Source organism: Vibrio salinus (assembly GCF_021272385.1).
GTDB lineage: Bacteria > Pseudomonadota > Gammaproteobacteria > Enterobacterales > Vibrionaceae > Vibrio > Vibrio salinus.
In genome coordinates this window covers 575,007-591,927 of record NZ_JAJSDZ010000005.1, presented here as the reverse complement: position 1 = coordinate 591,927, position 16,921 = coordinate 575,007, and the positions used below count along the sequence as shown (strand labels likewise).

Below are 16,921 nucleotides of genomic sequence, written 5' to 3'. Positions count from 1 at the left end.
TGTTTCTGAATACTAACAGTTGAGTTAAATACCTAAAAATCCGTGGTAATTATGGCTAATATTAATGGAAAATGTTTAGCGTTAAAAGTATGTGCTACATATAATGTTTAGTGCAAGTTTTTCCTTTATTAAAATTTAATTCTTACCCATACAAGCGAGGCTATTTTTTGAATAAGATTGATAAACCGGATGAATACTGGAAAGAGCGTTTGAGTGACGATGCTTATCGCATCTGCCGTGAAAGGCATACGGAAGCGCCGTTTTCCGGAAAGTTACTATTTAATTCTGAGACCGGTATTTATTGTTGCACATGCTGCGGCGAACCGCTTTTTCGGTCTGAGAATAAGTTTGAATCAGGATGTGGATGGCCCAGTTTTGACGCACCAATTAAAGAAAATGCCATTCGATATTTAGAAGACAAATCGTGCGGAATGATCCGGACAGAAATTCGGTGCAACTGCTGCGATAGTCATCTGGGACATGTATTTGACGATGGTCCGCAAACAACAGGCGAACGCTACTGTGTTAATTCTGTGTCGTTAATTTTCAACAAAACAGGCGAAAAAGCACCCGATTAATTTAGTTTTTGTAATTAATTTAAATTTTTCGGAATCAGAGTTGAATGAAATTCTCCGTCATTGATGGCATCAATGACTTGTTCTGCGATGACATCCAGCTGATCTTTTCTCTTTTCGTCAAAACCGTAAAGCAGAAACAGTTGTTTGTCATCAGCAACCGCGGCTCCGAACTCTTTACTGACTTTAGCCCAGATGTAAGATTTTTCTTTTTCTTTCATTAGGTTATAAAGGCTTGCAAGGGATTCAATTACCTGAAGATTCAGATTTTTAGAGGAATGGGTCAATTCGAGAGAATGGTTAAGGAACTTAACTGTTTTTTCAGGATCTCGGTCAATATAAAAGGTTGCTAGTGCGTATTGTAAATAGGGTGTTTCCAGTTCTTTTGTTCCTTCAAGCTGAAGGAAGCGTCTTCTGGAATCGAGATCACCTATCTGACTCCACAGGAAATACAGAGAGCGGGGAGTTTTGTATTTTTTGAGTTCATTTTCCAGACGTTTTAGATTCGCCCCGGAGTTGACCAAAGCGTTAAATCGCCTTCTTTTCAGTTCTGCCTGTTCAATCGGCTGAATCTGGGCTGCGACTTCCAGACATTTTTTGTATGCCTGAGTTAATTTGTATTCTTTAATTTTACTGAGGTCTGTCGGTTTTTTTATCACATCCAGGCGATGCCAGATTAAATTAGTCCGTGGGATTCGGCATTGTCCGTCATCCATATTGAGTTCTTCGCATTTTAGCAGCGGATGATCGGCACATACCTGTTCGGTGTTCCTGCGATCTTCAAAACAACCAGACAGAAGACCGGCAGCGACTGTCATTACAACTAATGATTTTATTTTCATACCATGAGCTTTTAGTGTGTATATATATGAGCTGGGATACATAGTTAATTATATTGTTCAGCCTGAATATGTTGGTATAAGCATAATCCAGATTCATAAGATATAACAGAAGAAAGCAGGGAACAGATGTTTTTTTATTCAAATATGTTATGGGAAAAGATGGAGTTAGGCGAAATCCCGGGTTGCATCAACTAAATTGCCCCAGGCGCGACGAAAGCGAATGAGGCATTTGTATTTTTATTTATTCATTTCGCCACGAAGCACTTTTTGCATTTGAATTTTTACTTCTTCATAGCTGAGATCTTTGCTCAGCAGATAGTGTAATTTAGCCAATGCTGCCTCATGTGTCATGTCATAGCCACTGATTACTCCGGCGTCTGCCAGTGCACATCCGGTGGCATAACCGCCCATATTGACCTTTCCGGCCAGACATTGAGTCAGATTAACCACGATGACTCCCCGTTTAGATGCATTTTCAAGTTGCTCCAGTATTTCGGGATTCTGAGGTGCATTACCGACTCCAAACGTAAGCAGAATCATTGCATTAACAGGTTGAAGCAATGTGTTACGTATTACTTCGTATGAGATCCCCGGATACATGGTTATAACCCCAACAGGTTGAGGAGTGATATGACTGACTTTGAATTTTCCATCGGGTTTTTTATCAATTTCAACACCGTTGCCGATGCGGATATTGATGCCGGCTTCCAATAAAGGAGGCAGGTTAGGAGAGGTGAAAGCATTGAAACCATCTGCGTGTGATTTTGTGCTACGGTTTCCGCGCATCAACTGGTTATTGAAGAATAAAGTCACTTCGTTGATGGGGTAATTTGCCGCAAGATGAAGGGAGTTGAGAAGATTAGCCTGACCGTCTGAGCGCAGTTCGGCAATGGGTATTTGAGAACCGGTCACAATCACAGGTTTGCCAAGGTTTTCCAGCATAAATGATAATGCCGATGCGGTATAAGCCATCGTATCGGTACCGTGCAAAATCACAAATCCATCGTATTTGTCATAGTTGTCACCAATGTCATTTGCGATTTGTTGCCAGTGTGCCGGCGTCATGTCTGAAGAGTCAATAAGAGGCGCATATTCATGGATAGTATATTCCGGCATTTCTGGCCGGTGAAATTCCGGCATGTTTGCCAATTGTTTTTCCATAAAACCAGCGACAGGGACATATCCGTGACTGGATTTTTGCATTCCTATTGTTCCGCCGGTATAGGCGATGTAAATGTGTTTTCTGGACATGATGATTTCTTTGGTCCGACTAAGAAACAGGGCTGCGATTATAACGAATTACTATTCAATAAAAAGGGGAGAAATGCATTTCTCCCCTTAAAACAACCATAATCATTAACCAGTCAGTTATTTAACGTGACAGGTAAGGCACAGTGCATATTGACCTTTGGGATCATTTAACAGATTCAGCAACTCAGTTTGTTGGTTTACCGTGCTTATTAAGGGTTGCATACTTTTCGGCAGTACACTGGTCATATCGATACCTAATGATGCTTTTGCACTTTGGGAAAATTCGACCATTAGCCGCTCCAGTGTTGATAGTGGTTTTTTCATCCAGTTGAGCTGATAGTGATCAATCTTAGCCAGTTTAGCCGCTAAAGTAACAGCGTCATCAAAATCACCTAATTTATCAACTAAACCAAATGACAATGCATCTTTCCCTGTCCATACATGCCCCTGGGCAATTTTGTCGACATTGTTCAGAGGGATATGACGGCTTTGAGACACCAGACTGATGAAGCGGTGATAGCCATGATTAATGACGAGTTGTATGCTTTGTTGAGCGCCTTTAGACAGCCCGGTAAATACTCCCTGTTGAGAGAACGGTGTGGTTCCCACGCCATCAGTACTGATACCAATATTTTTGATGGTTTTTTCGAACGTTGTTATTACACTGAAAATACCAATTGAACCGGTTAGAGTGGTTGGTTGAGCAATAATTTTATTGGCACTCATTGAAATCCAGTAACCACCGGAAGCAGCTAAGCCAGACATGGAAACGACAACGGGTTTTCCTGCTTGTTTCAGCGCGACCACTTCGTTACGAATGACTTCTGAAGCGAAAGCACTGCCTCCCGGACTGTTCACTCTCAATACCACACTTTTTATATCGGGATTATTACGTGCTTCTCTGAGTAATTCCGCGATAGTATCACCACCGACGGTGCCTCTTGGTTGATCTCCGTCCATGATGGTTCCGTCAGCCACAACAACCGCTATTTCATTATGCCGGAAGTGATTTTTCTGAACCGAACCGTCGTAATCGTAGTAACTAATGGCCTGATAGCTGTTGCTTCCATCGCTACCAAACCGCTTGATCAAGGCCTGGCGGATCTGAGGTCGGTTGGCTAGTTTATCAACCAGCCCCATTTTCAGGGACAATTCAGCGAGATTTCCTTTTACAGCTTCAAGCTTATGAACAAATTGATCCATATTGAAATTCAGTGTAGAAGGGCGGATTTTACGGTTACCAGCAACATCATCAATGTAAGTGCCCCATAACTGATTAAGCCATCGTTGGTTGGATTCTTTTGCTGCCGGAGACATGTCTGTTCTCATAAATGGTTCGACAGCAGACTTGTAAGTACCAACCCGGAAAATATGGGCATTTATATCCAGTTTATCCAGCAATTTTTTATAATATAAAGCATTTGCGCTGTAGCCCTTGAGTAATACGGCACCGTCAGGTGATAAATAAATTTTATCGGCATAACTGGCCAGATAATATTGACTCTGAGTATAGAATGAACCAATGGCAATGACGGGTTTCCCGGACGCTTTGAATTCAGTAATCGCTTTTGCGATATAGCGTAATTTTGTCAGGCTTGTGTCCGACATATCAGCTAAAGATAAAACCAGACCGGTAATGTTTTTGTCTGTTTTTGCTGCTCTTATCTTATCGACAATATCGAATAATACATTCTCTTTCGGGAGAGAGCCGACTAGTAACGACTTATTTAATGATTCTACAGGGCTGCTGTAGCGTTGCTGTTCAACGATAGGACCCTGTATATTAAGAACTAATGCTGAAGGGGATACTGGTGGCTCGACCGTGGTTTCTGTACCTGTTATTGCATAGTAAATTAATCCAATGATTAATAAAAAAACAATATTAAGTAATGCCTTTCGAGCAAAATTAATGCTTTTCCACAGAACTTTGAAAATTAGGCCGATGAATCTGAAGATGGACTTCATTCTCTCTCCGTTCGATATCCTGCTATAAGAAACTGATGCTTCTTAAGTGTATGTGATGATGGCACTCATCCTACGTGATTCGTCTGAGATGGACAACCGGTTGCGATGGAAAACTGGAGGGATGCTGTACAAATAAAACAACGCACAAAATACCAGGATGACATTTTGTGCGTTATTGTTTTTTAGAGTGCGATTACAAGATGACTGTTTTATTACCATGCACGAAAACATGATCGCCAATTACTTTGTTAAGCGCTTTACTCAGAACATTTTTTTCAACGTCGTGACCGGCCTGAGCCATGTCCTGCGCTCTGTAGGTGTGGTCAACGGTAATCACGTCCTGCCCGATGATAGGGCCTTCGTCTAAATCATTGGTAACGAAGTGAGCGGTTGCTCCAATGATTTTAACACCACGATCAAATGCTTGTTGGTAAGGTTTGGCCCCGATAAAAGCAGGAAGGAAGCTGTGATGAATATTTATAATCCGATGATGGAAATTTTCAACGAATGCTGGTGTCAGCACCCGCATGTATTTCGCCAGAACCAGATAGTCTGGTGAATATTGTTCAATTTCAGCCAGCAGTTTCTGTTCATGTTCTTCCCGGTTTAAACCTTCATGAGAAACATGATGATATGGTATGCCAAATTTTTCTGTCAGGCTTTGCAGGGTATCGTAGTTACCGATAACGGCTGCAATGTCAACATCCAGACTTCCATCAAACATTTTCATTAAAATGTCGCCAAGGCAGTGTGCTTCTTTTGTGACCAGAATGACAACCCGTTTTCTTCCGGAACTGATTAATTTATAGTTTGTGTCCTTAGGGAGTGCCTGCTCGATATCTGCCAGAAAGGTTTGATCATTAAAATAGCCTTCTAATTCGGTTCTCATAAAGAAATCATTGGTCGTTGTGTCAACAAATTCTCTGTTATGAATAATATTAAGCTGGTGTTTGTAACAAATATTGGTGACCTTAGCGATCAATCCAGGTGCATCTTTGCAATGCGTAAGAAGGGTTTTCTTTTCCATTAGTGACGAATTCCGACAAATTTTGAAACAAAAATATGATATACAGAGGTGCCAAATGACAACACACTTATCAAAGATAGTGGCTATAATTAATCTATATTGACAAGAGATTCAACAAAATCTCAAAACAATTTTTCCCCGGCTTGAAGTATAGGGACCTTTTCCGCTTAAAAATGAGGAAGGTACTATGGACAGAGAGCAATTAGCAAAAAGACTCTATTCCGAGAGAGTTCATGAACTTATGGGTGACCAGCTTGTAGATGAAGCCATACTGGAACAGCTTTGGGAGAGCAAAGCGTCTCCGCAGGAGGCAGTAAAAGCGTTACAATCGCAAGATGTTCCTTTTTCCGGTTCTCCCTGGCTACACCGTTATTTAAACCGGAAATAGTCGCCGAGAGAGAATATACACGGTGTGATCGTTTTTAGAGATCGCGCTGTGGGGATAAAACTGCCATAATTCGTGACCTGTTCTTGAAACGTTCCGGTGTCATGATATCTGAAATTTTTTCTCAACAGGGCGCTTTAGGTAAAGCGATTCCCGGTTTTCATCCTAGGCAGGCGCAAATTGATATGGCTGAAGCTGTTCATAGTGCTATTGGTGCAGAACAGCAACTTGTTGTTGAAGCCGGTACTGGTACAGGTAAAACATTCGCTTATTTGGTTCCTGCTTTAAAAAGTGGCAAAAAAGTTGTCATCAGTACCGGTTCTAAGAATCTTCAGGAACAGTTATTTCACCGTGACCTGCCGCTTATCGTCAAAGCTTTGGATTTTTTCGGGCATATAGCGTTACTGAAAGGCCGAAGTAATTATCTGTGTCTGGAACGTCTGGATCGCCAGATTTTAGAAAGTCATACTGGTGAAGTTGACACAGCTCAGTTTTCTGAGTTGGTGAAAGTTCGCCATTGGTCGTCGGAGACGAAGACCGGGGATTTGGGGGACTGCGATGATGTCGCAGAAGATAGTCTTGTCATTCCTTTAATTACATCAACAAATGAAAATTGTCTGGGGAAAGAGTGCCCCAGATTTGCTGAATGCTTTGTCTCTAAAGCCAGAAAAAAAGCAATGGATGCCGATGTTGTGGTGGTTAATCATCATTTGTTTTTGGCGGATTTAGCAATAAAAGAAACCGGGTTCGGAGAATTAATTCCGGAAGCGGAAGTTTTCATTTTTGATGAGGCGCACCAGTTGCCTGATATTGCCAGCCAATATTTTGGTCAGTCTCTTTCTAGCCGGCAACTTCATGAATTAGCTAAGGATATTGAAATTGGTTACCGGACAGAAGCAAAAGACATGCGTCAATTGCAAAAGGTAGCTGAAAAACTCAGGCAGACCTCGATGGATATGCGTCTTGAACTGGGTGAGCCGGGATTCCGGGGAAACTGGCGTGATGTTGTGAATCAGCCATCGATTCAACGTAGTATCGAGCGTTTGCAGGATGCACTTCAGTTTGCTTTTGATGTCCTCAAACTTGCGTTAGGTCGAAGTCAGCTTCTGGATTCTGCTTACGAACGGGCAACGGTTATTTCCGGTCGTCTGAACCGGATCTGTGATGTTTCTATCACCGGATATTCTTATTGGTTTGATACGACGCCCCGTCATTTCAGTTTGCATATTACTCCGTTGTCCGTCGCTGATAAATTTCACGAACAAATGACTATCAAGCAGGGGGCGTGGATTTTTACCTCGGCTACTTTGGCTGTGAATGATGATTTTGGTTATTTTTGTCATCGTCTTGGTTTGAAGCCGGTCCGGCAATTTTCTTTGCCAAGTCCATTTGATTATGAAAAACAGGCCCGGTTATGCGTACCTCGATATTTACCTGAACCAAATTATTTCAAAATGTCGGATGTTCTGGCCGACATGCTGGGGCCTGTAATCGAAGGTAACGGAGGGCGGTGTTTTTTTCTGTGTACATCACATCAGATGATGAAACAACTGGGTGAAAAATTCAGGGAAACACTGAGCATTCCGGTATTAATGCAGGGAGAAACCAGTAAACAAAAAACACTGGCTGAGTTTATGTCTCTGGGAAATGCTTTGCTGGTTGCGACCGGAGCTTTTTGGGAGGGAATCGATGTTAGGGGTGACACATTAAGCTGTGTTATTATCGACAAATTGCCCTTTACTGCTCCTGATGATCCATTGCTAAAAGCTAGAATTGAAGATTGTCGTCTTCAGGGCGGAGATCCATTTAGTCAGGTTCAGTTACCGGATGCCGTGATTACTCTTAAGCAGGGGGTTGGCCGTCTGATTCGCGATGCTCAGGACAAAGGGGCATTAATTATTTGTGATAACCGACTGGTTACAAGAGATTACGGACGGTTATTTTTAGCCAGTCTTCCTTCCATTCCCAGAACCCGTGATTTGGCGGTAATTCAGGATTTTTTAAAAACTATTTCTCAGAAAAATTAAGTTAGAGAACAGAATGAGCGTAAAAATTTTAGCTATAGATACTTCGACAGAAAATTGTTCGGTTGCATTGCTTGTTGATGATCAGTGTTATGTCCGTCGGGAAATAGCCCCTCGGGATCATACAAAAAAAGTATTGCCCATGGTGGATGAATTGCTAAAAGAAGCTCAGTTAGAACTGAATCAGGTTGATGCTTTAGCCTTTGGCTGTGGTCCGGGCAGCTTTACTGGTGTCAGAATTGGTATTGGAATCGCTCAGGGGATTGCATTGGGAGCTGAATTGCCCATGATCCCTGTTTCGACATTAAAAGCGATGGCTCAGGGGTGTTTTCGGGTTCATGGTGCTACGTTTGTTGCTCCGGCAATTGATGCCAGAATGTCAGAGGTGTACTGGGCGAGATATGCCCGTCAGAAAAATGGCGAATGGTCGGTGGTTGACCCGGAAACGGTGATTGCGCCTGCCGAACTGACCGAATCATTGAAAAAAGATGAAGAGAGCTGGTTTTCTGCGGGGACCGGATGGCAAACGTATCGGGACTCTTTAACTCAGTTGCCTTTTGAGGTGACATCAGGCGAAGTGTTGTATCCAGATGCAGAAGATATTGCTTGTTTAGCTAAACTTGAATGGCAAAAGGGTAATACGGTTGCTGTGGAAGAGGCTTCTCCGGTCTATCTGCGTGATACCGTTACCTGGAAAAAGTTACCGGGTCGGGAATGATTTTTGCTTCATAAAAGGCATTGTTTATTTGATTGAGGGCGCTTATGGTTTCTATTAATGGTTTACCTCCATCATCAGGTTTGTTCAGATCCAATAAAGCGTCAAAGGCGCAGAGAAAGGATAAGAAGCCCTCTTCGGCAGATGAGTCAAAACCGGCAACGCATCCTACTGCGGTTGCAAAAGCAGTCGCAAATTCAATTCAGCCTATTGATGAATCGGAACTGGAAAGCAGCCGGATCCATTACGATCTCCCTGAAGGAAAATCTCAAAAGGCATTGCAGGAATATTATGCTGTTTATAATCAGGCGAAGCGGGATGAACTCGCACAGATGTTAGGTGTCGATATCTATATATAATTTGATGCTGCTATTTATTGTTGGGGAAAAGAAATGCGTTTCTTTCTGTCACTAAAGTGTTGTTTTTTAATCGTTGTCACTGTTTTGTTGAGCGCATGTGCAACGATCCCTCCGGAATTAACTTCTTCAGATACCAGTTTGGTTACCAGTTATAAAGTCTGGAAAACAGGCATTTCTGATGGTCGTGAAATCCGGTTAGGTGGTGTGATTGCGACGGTTGAAAACCTGAAAGATAAAACCCGGCTGGAAATTGTTAATGTGCCTCTGACTGGCAGTGGAAAACCAGACATAAATGTTGAACCTGAAGGCCGTTTTATTGCTTATATCAAAGGATTTATGGATCCGGTCACTTTGTCTAAAGGGCGTTTGATTTCTGTATTGGGACAGACCGCTGGAACGGAAGTGGCCAGGGTCGGACAATATCAGGGCACATTTCCGGTCATGAATGTCACAGGGTTTCATCTGTGGAGAATCGAGAATCAGGTTATCATTAATCACTTCGGTTCTTATCTTCGGCCTTGTCGTACCTTATCCTGCCATGAAGATGATTTAGAGCGGGGACGCGTTATTCAGGTCGTTAAATAATGGAATTGGCCGGTATTGAAATGGGAGAGGCGGAAGGTTCGCCTTTTTCGATTGTTTTCATTCATGGCTGGCTGGATAATGCTGCCAGCTTTCAGGTTTTATTATCGAAACTTCATAATAGTCTTCCGGATGTTCATCTGTACGCGCCTGATTTGCCCGGGCACGGGCTTTCTAAGCACAAAGGTGAATATTACTTCTATCCTTTTCATGACTATCTGGATGATATTCATCAGGTCATATCGGCATTACCGACAAAATCTTGTGTTTTAGTCGGTCATTCACTTGGTGGATTGATTGCAAGTTGTTATAGTGCCGCCTTTCCTGAAAAGGTTAGCGCATTAGTGCAGATTGAAGGTAAAGGTCCGTTAAGTGAGTTGCCGGAGCTGAGTCTCAAGCGGTTAAGAAATGGTTTGGAAAACCGGGAACGCATGCGTAAGAAAAAGCGTAAAGGCTATCCAACCTACCAAAGTGCGCTTGCCCATAAAAGCAAAAGAGCTAAGTTGCCGGAAAGCCTTGTTGAGCCTATTGTGCAAAGAGGAATTGAAGAGTTGGATGGCCACTGGTTTTGGCGTGCTGACACTAAACTGAGTTGTCAGTCTCTTTTCCGGATGTCTCACGAACAGGCTCAGGAAATAGTGAATCATATTTTGTGTCCGTACCACATTGTGCTCGGCCATGATGGGTTTGAACATTTACGTAATAATGGCAATGTCATATTACCTGCTCAAAGTGTGATTCATACAGTCAGGGGAGGGCATTATTGCCATCTTGAATCTCCTGATGCAATTAAACAAATTATATTAAACGTAGTTAAAGATGTGCGCTCTGAATAACTCGGGGTCAATAGACCCCTAACAAACAATTATAAAAATAAGAAGCACAATTATATTTTTACGAGGAGTATCTGAGTGGATAAGCTGTGGCTTGGCCGTTATCCGAGTGGTGTACCAGAAAACATTGATCCTGATATGTATTCATCTCTGGTTGAAATGTTTGAAAATGCGGTAAATAAATTTGCAGATCAGCCAGCATTTATCAATATGGGAACGGTAATGACGTTCCGTAAGCTGGAAGAGCTCAGCCGGGCTTTTGCTGCTTATTTACAGAACGACCTGGGGTTGCAGAAAGGTGATCGGGTTGCTCTGATGATGCCAAATTTGCTCCAGTATCCGGTCGCTTTGTTTGGTATTTTAAGAGCTGGTCTGATTGCAGTAAATGTCAATCCACTCTACACCTCACGTGAGCTTCAGCATCAGTTAACGGATGCAGATGTTAAGACAATAGTGATTGTTTCTAATTTTGCCAGTTCACTGCAGAAAATACTCAGGAAAACACCGGTCGAGCACATTATTATTACCAGTTTGGGGCAGATGTTGCTAAAACCGAAAGGGACATTGGTTGATTTTGCGGTAAAATACGTTAAGCGATTGATTCCTAAGTATCATTTACCCCATGCAGTATCTATGAGAAAAGCGCTTCGCAAAGGGCGGCGCATGCAATATGTCAAACCCGACCTCGGGGGAGATGATATTGCATTTTTGCAGTATACCGGAGGAACAACCGGTGTTGCTAAAGGTGCTATTCTGACGCACAGAAATATGATTGCGAACGTTGTCCAGGCCAAAGGTGCTTATGGTTGTTTGTTGAAAGAAGGACGAGAACTTGTCGTTACGGCATTGCCGCTCTACCACGTTTTTGCTTTGAGTGTTAATTGCTTACTCTTTATCGAAATGGGTGGAAGAAACCTGTTAATCACAAATCCCAGGGATTTATCCGGCTTTATTAAAGAGATGCAAAAGTATCCGGTGTCGGTTGTCACGGGGGTGAATACCCTGTTCAATGCGCTTGTACACAATGACGAATTCAGAAACATGGATTTTTCTAATCTGCATCTTTCTGTTGGTGGCGGGATGTCTGTGCAGCGTTCTGTTGCTGAAAAATGGGAAGATATTACCGGTATTCACCTGCTTGAAGGTTATGGACTGACCGAGTGCTCTCCTTTAGTGACAGGTAATCCTCATGATGCGAAAGATTATTCCGGTTCTATTGGCCTTCCGGTTCCGTCAACGGATATTCGTTTGGTGGATGATGAGGGTAACGTTTTGCCGTTTGATCAGATTGGTGAGCTTCAGGTTCGGGGACCACAAGTAATGAAGGGGTACTGGAACAGACCCGAAGATACGGTTGAGGTGCTTGATTCTGACGGCTGGCTTTCTACCGGCGATATCGTCAGAATGGATAAAGAGGGTATGATTTATATCGTTGATCGTAAAAAGGATATGATTTTAGTGTCTGGTTTTAACGTCTATCCAAACGAGATAGAGGATGTTATCGCTATGCATGACAGTGTTCTGGAGGTGGCCGCCATAGGACAGGCCAGTGATATAACCGGAGAAGCAGTCAAAGTGTTTGTTGTCGCAAAACACAATCATTTGACAAAAGAAGACATTATTAAGCATTGTCGTAAACACCTGACAGGATATAAAGTGCCTAAACTCGTTGAGTTCCGTTCTGAATTACCAAAATCAAACGTTGGTAAAATTTTAAGAAAAGTATTACGGGAAGAAAATGAGAAAAGTCTTAAAGTGAATAATCGACATCGTAACGAACCGTTAGAAACGTTTCAGCAAATAACCGAATAGTGAGCCATCTGTGAATTATACCATCATAAAGGAAGTCAGCGAGTTGGAACGAGTCTGTAAACAGGCTCGTGAGCAAGAGGTAGTCATGCTGGATACGGAGTTTGTCCGTATTCGTACCTTTTATCCTCAACTAGGTTTAATTCAGCTGTATGATGGACGGGAAGTCTCGCTTATCGATCCGTTAGTGTTATCTGACATGAGTGCTTTCGTGAATTTGTTGCAAGATTCGTCTGTATTGAAAGTCTTGCATGCCTGTGGCGAAGATCTGGAAGTTTTTTATAACAGCTTTGGATGTTTGCCAGAGCCTTTTGTTGATACTCAGATCATGGCCGCCTTTCTTGGATATGGTTTATCAACCGGATTTGCGGTGTTGGTGAATGAATTTGTTGGCGTTGAGTTGGATAAATCGGAATCAAGGGCTGACTGGTTGGCAAGGCCTCTGACGGACAAGCAACTGGAGTATGCGGCCGGAGACGTTTATTATTTGCTCCCGGTTTATGAGCATTTGAAAGCGAAGACCAATCAGGCAGGATGGCAGCAGGCCGTTCTTGATGAATCGAAGCAACAGGCCGAAAAGCGCATTGCTGACTACAATATTGATAATGCTTACCTGGATGTAAAAGGGGCATGGCAGCTTAACCGAAAACAATTATCGACGTTGAAATTGCTGGCCTCATGGCGTTACAGGGAAGCAGTGAAACGAGATTTGGCCCTGAATTTTGTGGTCAAAGAGCAGGACTTGCTGACCATTTCTAAACAGGGCCTGGTGAACCCTAAACGGATGGAAGATGTATGCATTGATATCCGGTCGATCCGGAGACATGGTAATACGATCAGTCAGCTTGTTTCCAAAAGTTATAAATTACCGGAGGATAGTTACCCTGAGTTAATTATTCCGATACATGATTATTCGGGTTATAAGCCTTTGTTTAAGCAGCTCAAAGAAGAAGTAAAAAAGGTTTCGGATAAAACCGGGTTGGCCACGGAATTTTTAGCGTCAAAGAAACAGTTGAACCAGTTGATTAGTTGGGTCTGGAAGTCAGACCGAACGTCTGAGTCCGTACCAGATTTGATGAAAAACTGGAGAAAAGCGTTGTTGGGTGACGCGCTTGATCGGATGATCAATTCGAGAAGTTAACGATTGGTGTGACAGTGTTAAAAAAGAAATCGGATATCCGATTTCTTTTTTATAATCAAACAGTAGGATGATGATTATTTTTCGTCTTCTGGAAGTTTAACATTTAATTCCAGAACTGAAATGTCATCGTCCTTATGTTCCAGAGATAATTCCACCATATCCGGATCGATAGCAACATACTTAGCAATGACTTTTAGAATGTCTTCTTTCATCTGGGGAAGATAGTTGGGCGCAGGATCATCCTGACTGCGACGCTCAGCGACGATGATTTGAAGACGTTCTTTAGCAAGACTGGCAGTAGTTTTCTTATTGGAACGAAAAAATTGTAATAACGACATTATGTATGTTTAGCCCCCGAACAATCGTTTGAAGATGCCTTTCTTAGGCTCTGTCAGAAAACGGAATTCAATCTCATTTCCTAATAATCGTTCTACCGCATCAAGATAAGCCTGTCCCGCATCTGACTGCTCGTCAAAGATGACCGGAACCCCTTTATTGGACGCGTTCAGAACTGCCTGGCTTTCTGGTATCACACCGACTAAAGGAATATGAAGAATTTCTTCAACATCTTCTACACTTAGCATTTCACCCTGATTGACTCTTGATGGGCTATAGCGGGTTAGCAGCAAATGTTGTTTAACTGGTTCTAAGCCTAGCTCAGAACGTAACGATTTCGAGTCTAATATACCAAGAATACGGTCTGAGTCGCGAACTGAAGAGACTTCCGGGTTGGTGGTAACAATAGCTTCATCTGCAAAGTAGAGAGCCAGAAGCGCACCTTGTTCGATACCTGCCGGAGAATCACAGACAATAAAATCAAATTCCATTTCATTGAGTTCATCCAGAACACGTTTTACGCCTTCTTTACTTAATGCATCTTTATCACGGGTTTGTGAAGCCGGAAGGATGTAAAGATTATCAGAGCGTTTGTCTTTAATCAGAGCCTGGTTCAGAGTGGCTTCACCATTAATTACATTAACGAAATCATAAACGACCCGGCGTTCACAACCCATAATCAGATCAAGATTTCTTAATCCTATATCAAAATCGATAACAGCGGTTTTTTTGCCTTTAAGGGCCAGACCTGAAGCAATAGCTGCGCTCGACGTCGTTTTACCTACGCCGCCTTTTCCTGACGTAACAACAATAATGCGTGACATTTGTTTCCCTTATTAAACTTAAGCTGTGAATATTTCGAAGTGTAGTGTTTCGTTGGCTAAACTCAGCATCACTTTCTTATGCCAATATTCACTTGTAATTTGGTCACTTAACCAGTAATTACCCGCAATAGAGACAAGCTCGGCTTGCAGGTCGTGACAGTATATTCTAGCTTCTTGCAGGCCACTAGCGCCAGCAATTGCTCTTCCCCGTAGACTACCATATATATGGATAGAACCATCCGCAATAACTTCGGCGCCTGCACTCACATTATTCAGCACCACTAAATCACAGTTTTTAGCGTAAATTTGTTGTCCTGAACGAATTGGGTGAGAGATGACTTTCGTCGGGGTCATTGGTGTGGATTTGGGTTGATTTGAAGATGGAGCTGATTTTATCTTTGAAGGTTGGCTGTCAGTCATTACAGCAAACCCGGCTTCTGAGGCCCGGCTCTGTGTTTCTTTATTTTTGGAGCCAGTGACACCAACAGGTACAATTCCAGTTTGAGACAGACCTTTTTTTAGCTGGCTGAAGTCAATATCTTCGGAAACCTGAGAGATATTGATAACAACAGGCGCATGAGCGAAGAAGGCAGGAGCTTGTGCCACTTTTTCTTTTAAAAATTCGATACTACTATTAATGTCACTGTCCGTAAGGTGTAACACTGACAGCGTAAAACTGCTACCTTTTAAATCAGGTGTATTTGACATTGAAAACTTATAACCTCGGCGCTTACAAATGGCATTGCCTGTGACTAGGGGTGTCATGTTATAGTCATGGAGTGCAGTCAGCAAGTTATCTTACTTTTAATTGACTGTTTTCTTCGCAAATTTACGCTAAATTTACGTTTTGTAACGGTATATTTAGCGATGTTTAAACTGTATTTTTTAAAAGGCGTATTATGCTTTGTTCTATTTACCGGAGTACCAGGAAAGAGGGTGCCTATTTGTATATCCTGAAGAGAGATGATTTCTCTCAGATTCCTGATGCATTGATGTCTATGTTTGGTAAGCCGGTTCTTGCTATGACAATGAATTTGGATAATAAAAAATTAGCAAGAGTTGACGTTCAGAAGGTGAAAGAGTCTCTCAGTGAACAAGGCTTTTTTTTGCAGTTACCGCCAGAGCCGGAAAATGTGTTAGAAGAATTTAAAAAAATAAACGCAAAGCAATAGAAGACGATTGATCAAACGATTGTTGAGTGTTTAGGAGGAATAATGAAAAAAATTATGTCAGTTGGTATCGGAATTCTTCTGAGCTTTTCATCTTATTCAAACCCGGTGAGTTTTGATGAGTATGTTCAGGGTCTGAAGCAAGAAGCGAAGGCTAAGGGGATTTCTGACCAAACACTCGATGCTGCGTTTGCAAATGTGGAATACAAACCAAGGGCGATTGTCGCAGATAAAAATCAGCCGGAAAAGAAACTGACTCTGGATGAGTATATTCCAAGAGCCGTACCGGACTGGAAAGTCGCGCAAGCAAAAAAACTCTATACGAAGTACCATAAAGAACTGACTCGTATCGGTGAACAGTATGGTGTTTCTCCCCGTTATATTTTGGCGCTTTGGGGAGTGGAAAGCAATTTCGGTAAGTTTACTGGTGGCTACAAGGTGATTAATGCTTTGAGCACTTTAGCTTATGATGGCCGAAGGGAGGCGTTTTTCCGTAAGGAGACGATGGCGGCGTTAAAAATTATCGATCAGGGACATATTTCTGCCAGTGAAATGAAGGGGTCTTGGGCTGGTGCGATGGGGCAGTGCCAGTTTATGCCCTCATCTTTTTTGTCATTTGCGGCGGATGGTAACGGTGACGGCAAAAAAGACATTTGGAATACCCCTTCTGATGTTTTTGCTTCTACCGCCAATTATCTGGCAACATCCGGGTGGGATCAGCATCATACGTGGGGTCGTCAGGTCCGGCTTCCAAAACATTTTGATATGACGTTGGAAGGGCGGAAAAAGGGCAAGCAAAGAACATTGACGCAGTGGAGTCAACTGGGAGTAACCCGGTATGATGGCCGAGCCTTACCGAAATTAAAAAAAGACATCGATGCCTGGTTGATCGCACCGGATGACGCCAGTGGACGTGTCTATCTGATATACAATAACTACAATGTGCTGATGAAGTGGAACCGTTCTTATTATTTCGCTCTTGCCGTGACGCATCTGGCGGATCGGATCATCTGGTAGACGCTAATGAATATGAAGTAAAAAGGACCGTAAGCCGGTCCTTTTTCGTTTTTGCTATAAGCACCGA

At 42.5% G+C, this 16,921-nt stretch carries 18 protein-coding genes; 11 read left to right on the top strand and 7 right to left on the bottom strand.

The annotated features are described in order from the left end of the window. Positions 1-167 precede the first annotated feature (167 nt). Positions 168-578 carry a peptide-methionine (R)-S-oxide reductase MsrB gene (msrB, locus tag LRQ06_RS02845; protein WP_232764929.1) on the top strand — a complete coding sequence of 137 codons (411 nt, stop codon included), beginning with the start codon at positions 168-170 and terminating at the stop codon, positions 576-578. Between the two features lie 14 nt (positions 579-592). Here msrB and LRQ06_RS02840 read toward each other — a convergent pair whose 3' ends face one another. The 4 genes from LRQ06_RS02840 to purU form a co-directional block, all read right to left on the bottom strand. Further along, positions 593-1,417, bottom strand: coding sequence for a DUF2989 domain-containing protein (locus LRQ06_RS02840; protein ID WP_232764928.1), 825 nt, complete (start codon positions 1,415-1,417; stop codon positions 593-595). Positions 1,418-1,654: 237 nt separating this feature from the next. Then, a complete protein-coding gene (ansA, locus tag LRQ06_RS02835; RefSeq protein WP_232764927.1) occupies positions 1,655-2,668 on the bottom strand; it encodes an asparaginase in 1,014 nt (337 codons plus the stop codon). A gap of 117 nt (positions 2,669-2,785) precedes the next feature. Next, positions 2,786-4,633 (bottom strand): signal peptide peptidase SppA, encoded by a 1,848-nt coding sequence (sppA, locus tag LRQ06_RS02830; protein ID WP_232764926.1) that lies wholly within the window; start codon positions 4,631-4,633, stop codon positions 2,786-2,788. Positions 4,634-4,826: 193 nt separating this feature from the next. Continuing rightward, positions 4,827-5,660 (bottom strand): formyltetrahydrofolate deformylase, encoded by an 834-nt coding sequence (gene purU / locus LRQ06_RS02825; protein ID WP_232764925.1) that lies wholly within the window; start codon positions 5,658-5,660, stop codon positions 4,827-4,829. Between the two features lie 187 nt (positions 5,661-5,847). On the opposite strand from purU, the gene LRQ06_RS02820 reads away from it, so the two are divergent. The 8 genes from LRQ06_RS02820 to rnd all read left to right on the top strand — a co-directional run bounded on the left by LRQ06_RS02820 (position 5,848) and on the right by rnd (position 13,508). Then, positions 5,848-6,048 carry a hypothetical protein gene (locus LRQ06_RS02820; protein ID WP_232764924.1) on the top strand — a complete coding sequence of 67 codons (201 nt, stop codon included), beginning with the start codon at positions 5,848-5,850 and terminating at the stop codon, positions 6,046-6,048. Positions 6,049-6,149: 101 nt separating this feature from the next. Next, the gene (gene yoaA, locus LRQ06_RS02815) at positions 6,150-8,072 is read left to right on the top strand and encodes a DNA repair helicase YoaA (protein WP_232764923.1); all 1,923 of its coding nucleotides are present in this window, start codon (positions 6,150-6,152) and stop codon (positions 8,070-8,072) included. A gap of 13 nt (positions 8,073-8,085) precedes the next feature. Continuing rightward, on the top strand, positions 8,086-8,787 hold the full coding sequence (gene tsaB / locus LRQ06_RS02810) for a tRNA (adenosine(37)-N6)-threonylcarbamoyltransferase complex dimerization subunit type 1 TsaB (RefSeq protein ID WP_232764922.1): 702 nt from the start codon (positions 8,086-8,088) through the stop codon (positions 8,785-8,787). 44 nt (positions 8,788-8,831) lie between these two features. Beyond that, entirely contained in the window at positions 8,832-9,143 is a 312-nt protein-coding gene (locus tag LRQ06_RS02805; protein ID WP_232764921.1) for a chromosome partitioning protein ParA, read from the top strand. 33 nt (positions 9,144-9,176) lie between these two features. Continuing rightward, positions 9,177-9,728 (top strand): Slp family lipoprotein, encoded by a 552-nt coding sequence (locus LRQ06_RS02800; protein ID WP_232764920.1) that lies wholly within the window; start codon positions 9,177-9,179, stop codon positions 9,726-9,728. Then, positions 9,728-10,561 (top strand): alpha/beta fold hydrolase, encoded by an 834-nt coding sequence (locus LRQ06_RS02795; RefSeq protein WP_232764919.1) that lies wholly within the window; start codon positions 9,728-9,730, stop codon positions 10,559-10,561. Before LRQ06_RS02800 ends, LRQ06_RS02795 begins: the two co-directional genes overlap by 1 nt. 75 nt (positions 10,562-10,636) lie before the next feature. After that, on the top strand, positions 10,637-12,370 hold the full coding sequence (fadD, locus tag LRQ06_RS02790; RefSeq protein WP_232764918.1) for a long-chain-fatty-acid--CoA ligase FadD: 1,734 nt from the start codon (positions 10,637-10,639) through the stop codon (positions 12,368-12,370). A gap of 10 nt (positions 12,371-12,380) precedes the next feature. Continuing rightward, positions 12,381-13,508 carry a ribonuclease D gene (gene rnd / locus LRQ06_RS02785; protein WP_232764917.1) on the top strand — a complete coding sequence of 376 codons (1,128 nt, stop codon included), beginning with the start codon at positions 12,381-12,383 and terminating at the stop codon, positions 13,506-13,508. A gap of 74 nt (positions 13,509-13,582) precedes the next feature. Here rnd and minE read toward each other — a convergent pair whose 3' ends face one another. Genes minE through minC form a run of 3 tightly spaced genes read right to left on the bottom strand, consistent with a single transcriptional unit; the run spans position 13,583 to position 15,376 of the window. Further along, on the bottom strand, positions 13,583-13,846 hold the full coding sequence (gene minE / locus LRQ06_RS02780) for a cell division topological specificity factor MinE (protein ID WP_232764916.1): 264 nt from the start codon (positions 13,844-13,846) through the stop codon (positions 13,583-13,585). Positions 13,847-13,855: 9 nt separating this feature from the next. Then, positions 13,856-14,668, bottom strand: a complete 813-nt coding sequence (gene minD, locus LRQ06_RS02775) for a septum site-determining protein MinD (RefSeq protein WP_232764915.1) — start codon at positions 14,666-14,668, stop codon at positions 13,856-13,858. A gap of 18 nt (positions 14,669-14,686) precedes the next feature. After that, positions 14,687-15,376: a septum site-determining protein MinC gene (gene minC, locus LRQ06_RS02770; RefSeq protein WP_232764914.1), complete on the bottom strand. Its 690-nt coding sequence runs from the start codon at positions 15,374-15,376 to the stop codon at positions 14,687-14,689. A gap of 191 nt (positions 15,377-15,567) precedes the next feature. On the opposite strand from minC, the gene LRQ06_RS02765 reads away from it, so the two are divergent. Continuing rightward, on the top strand, positions 15,568-15,840 hold the full coding sequence (locus tag LRQ06_RS02765; protein ID WP_232764913.1) for a YcgL domain-containing protein: 273 nt from the start codon (positions 15,568-15,570) through the stop codon (positions 15,838-15,840). Between the two features lie 42 nt (positions 15,841-15,882). Next, complete coding sequence (locus LRQ06_RS02760) at positions 15,883-16,854, top strand: lytic murein transglycosylase (protein WP_232764912.1); 972 nt, start codon at positions 15,883-15,885, stop codon at positions 16,852-16,854. Positions 16,855-16,921: the final 67 nt, after the last annotated feature.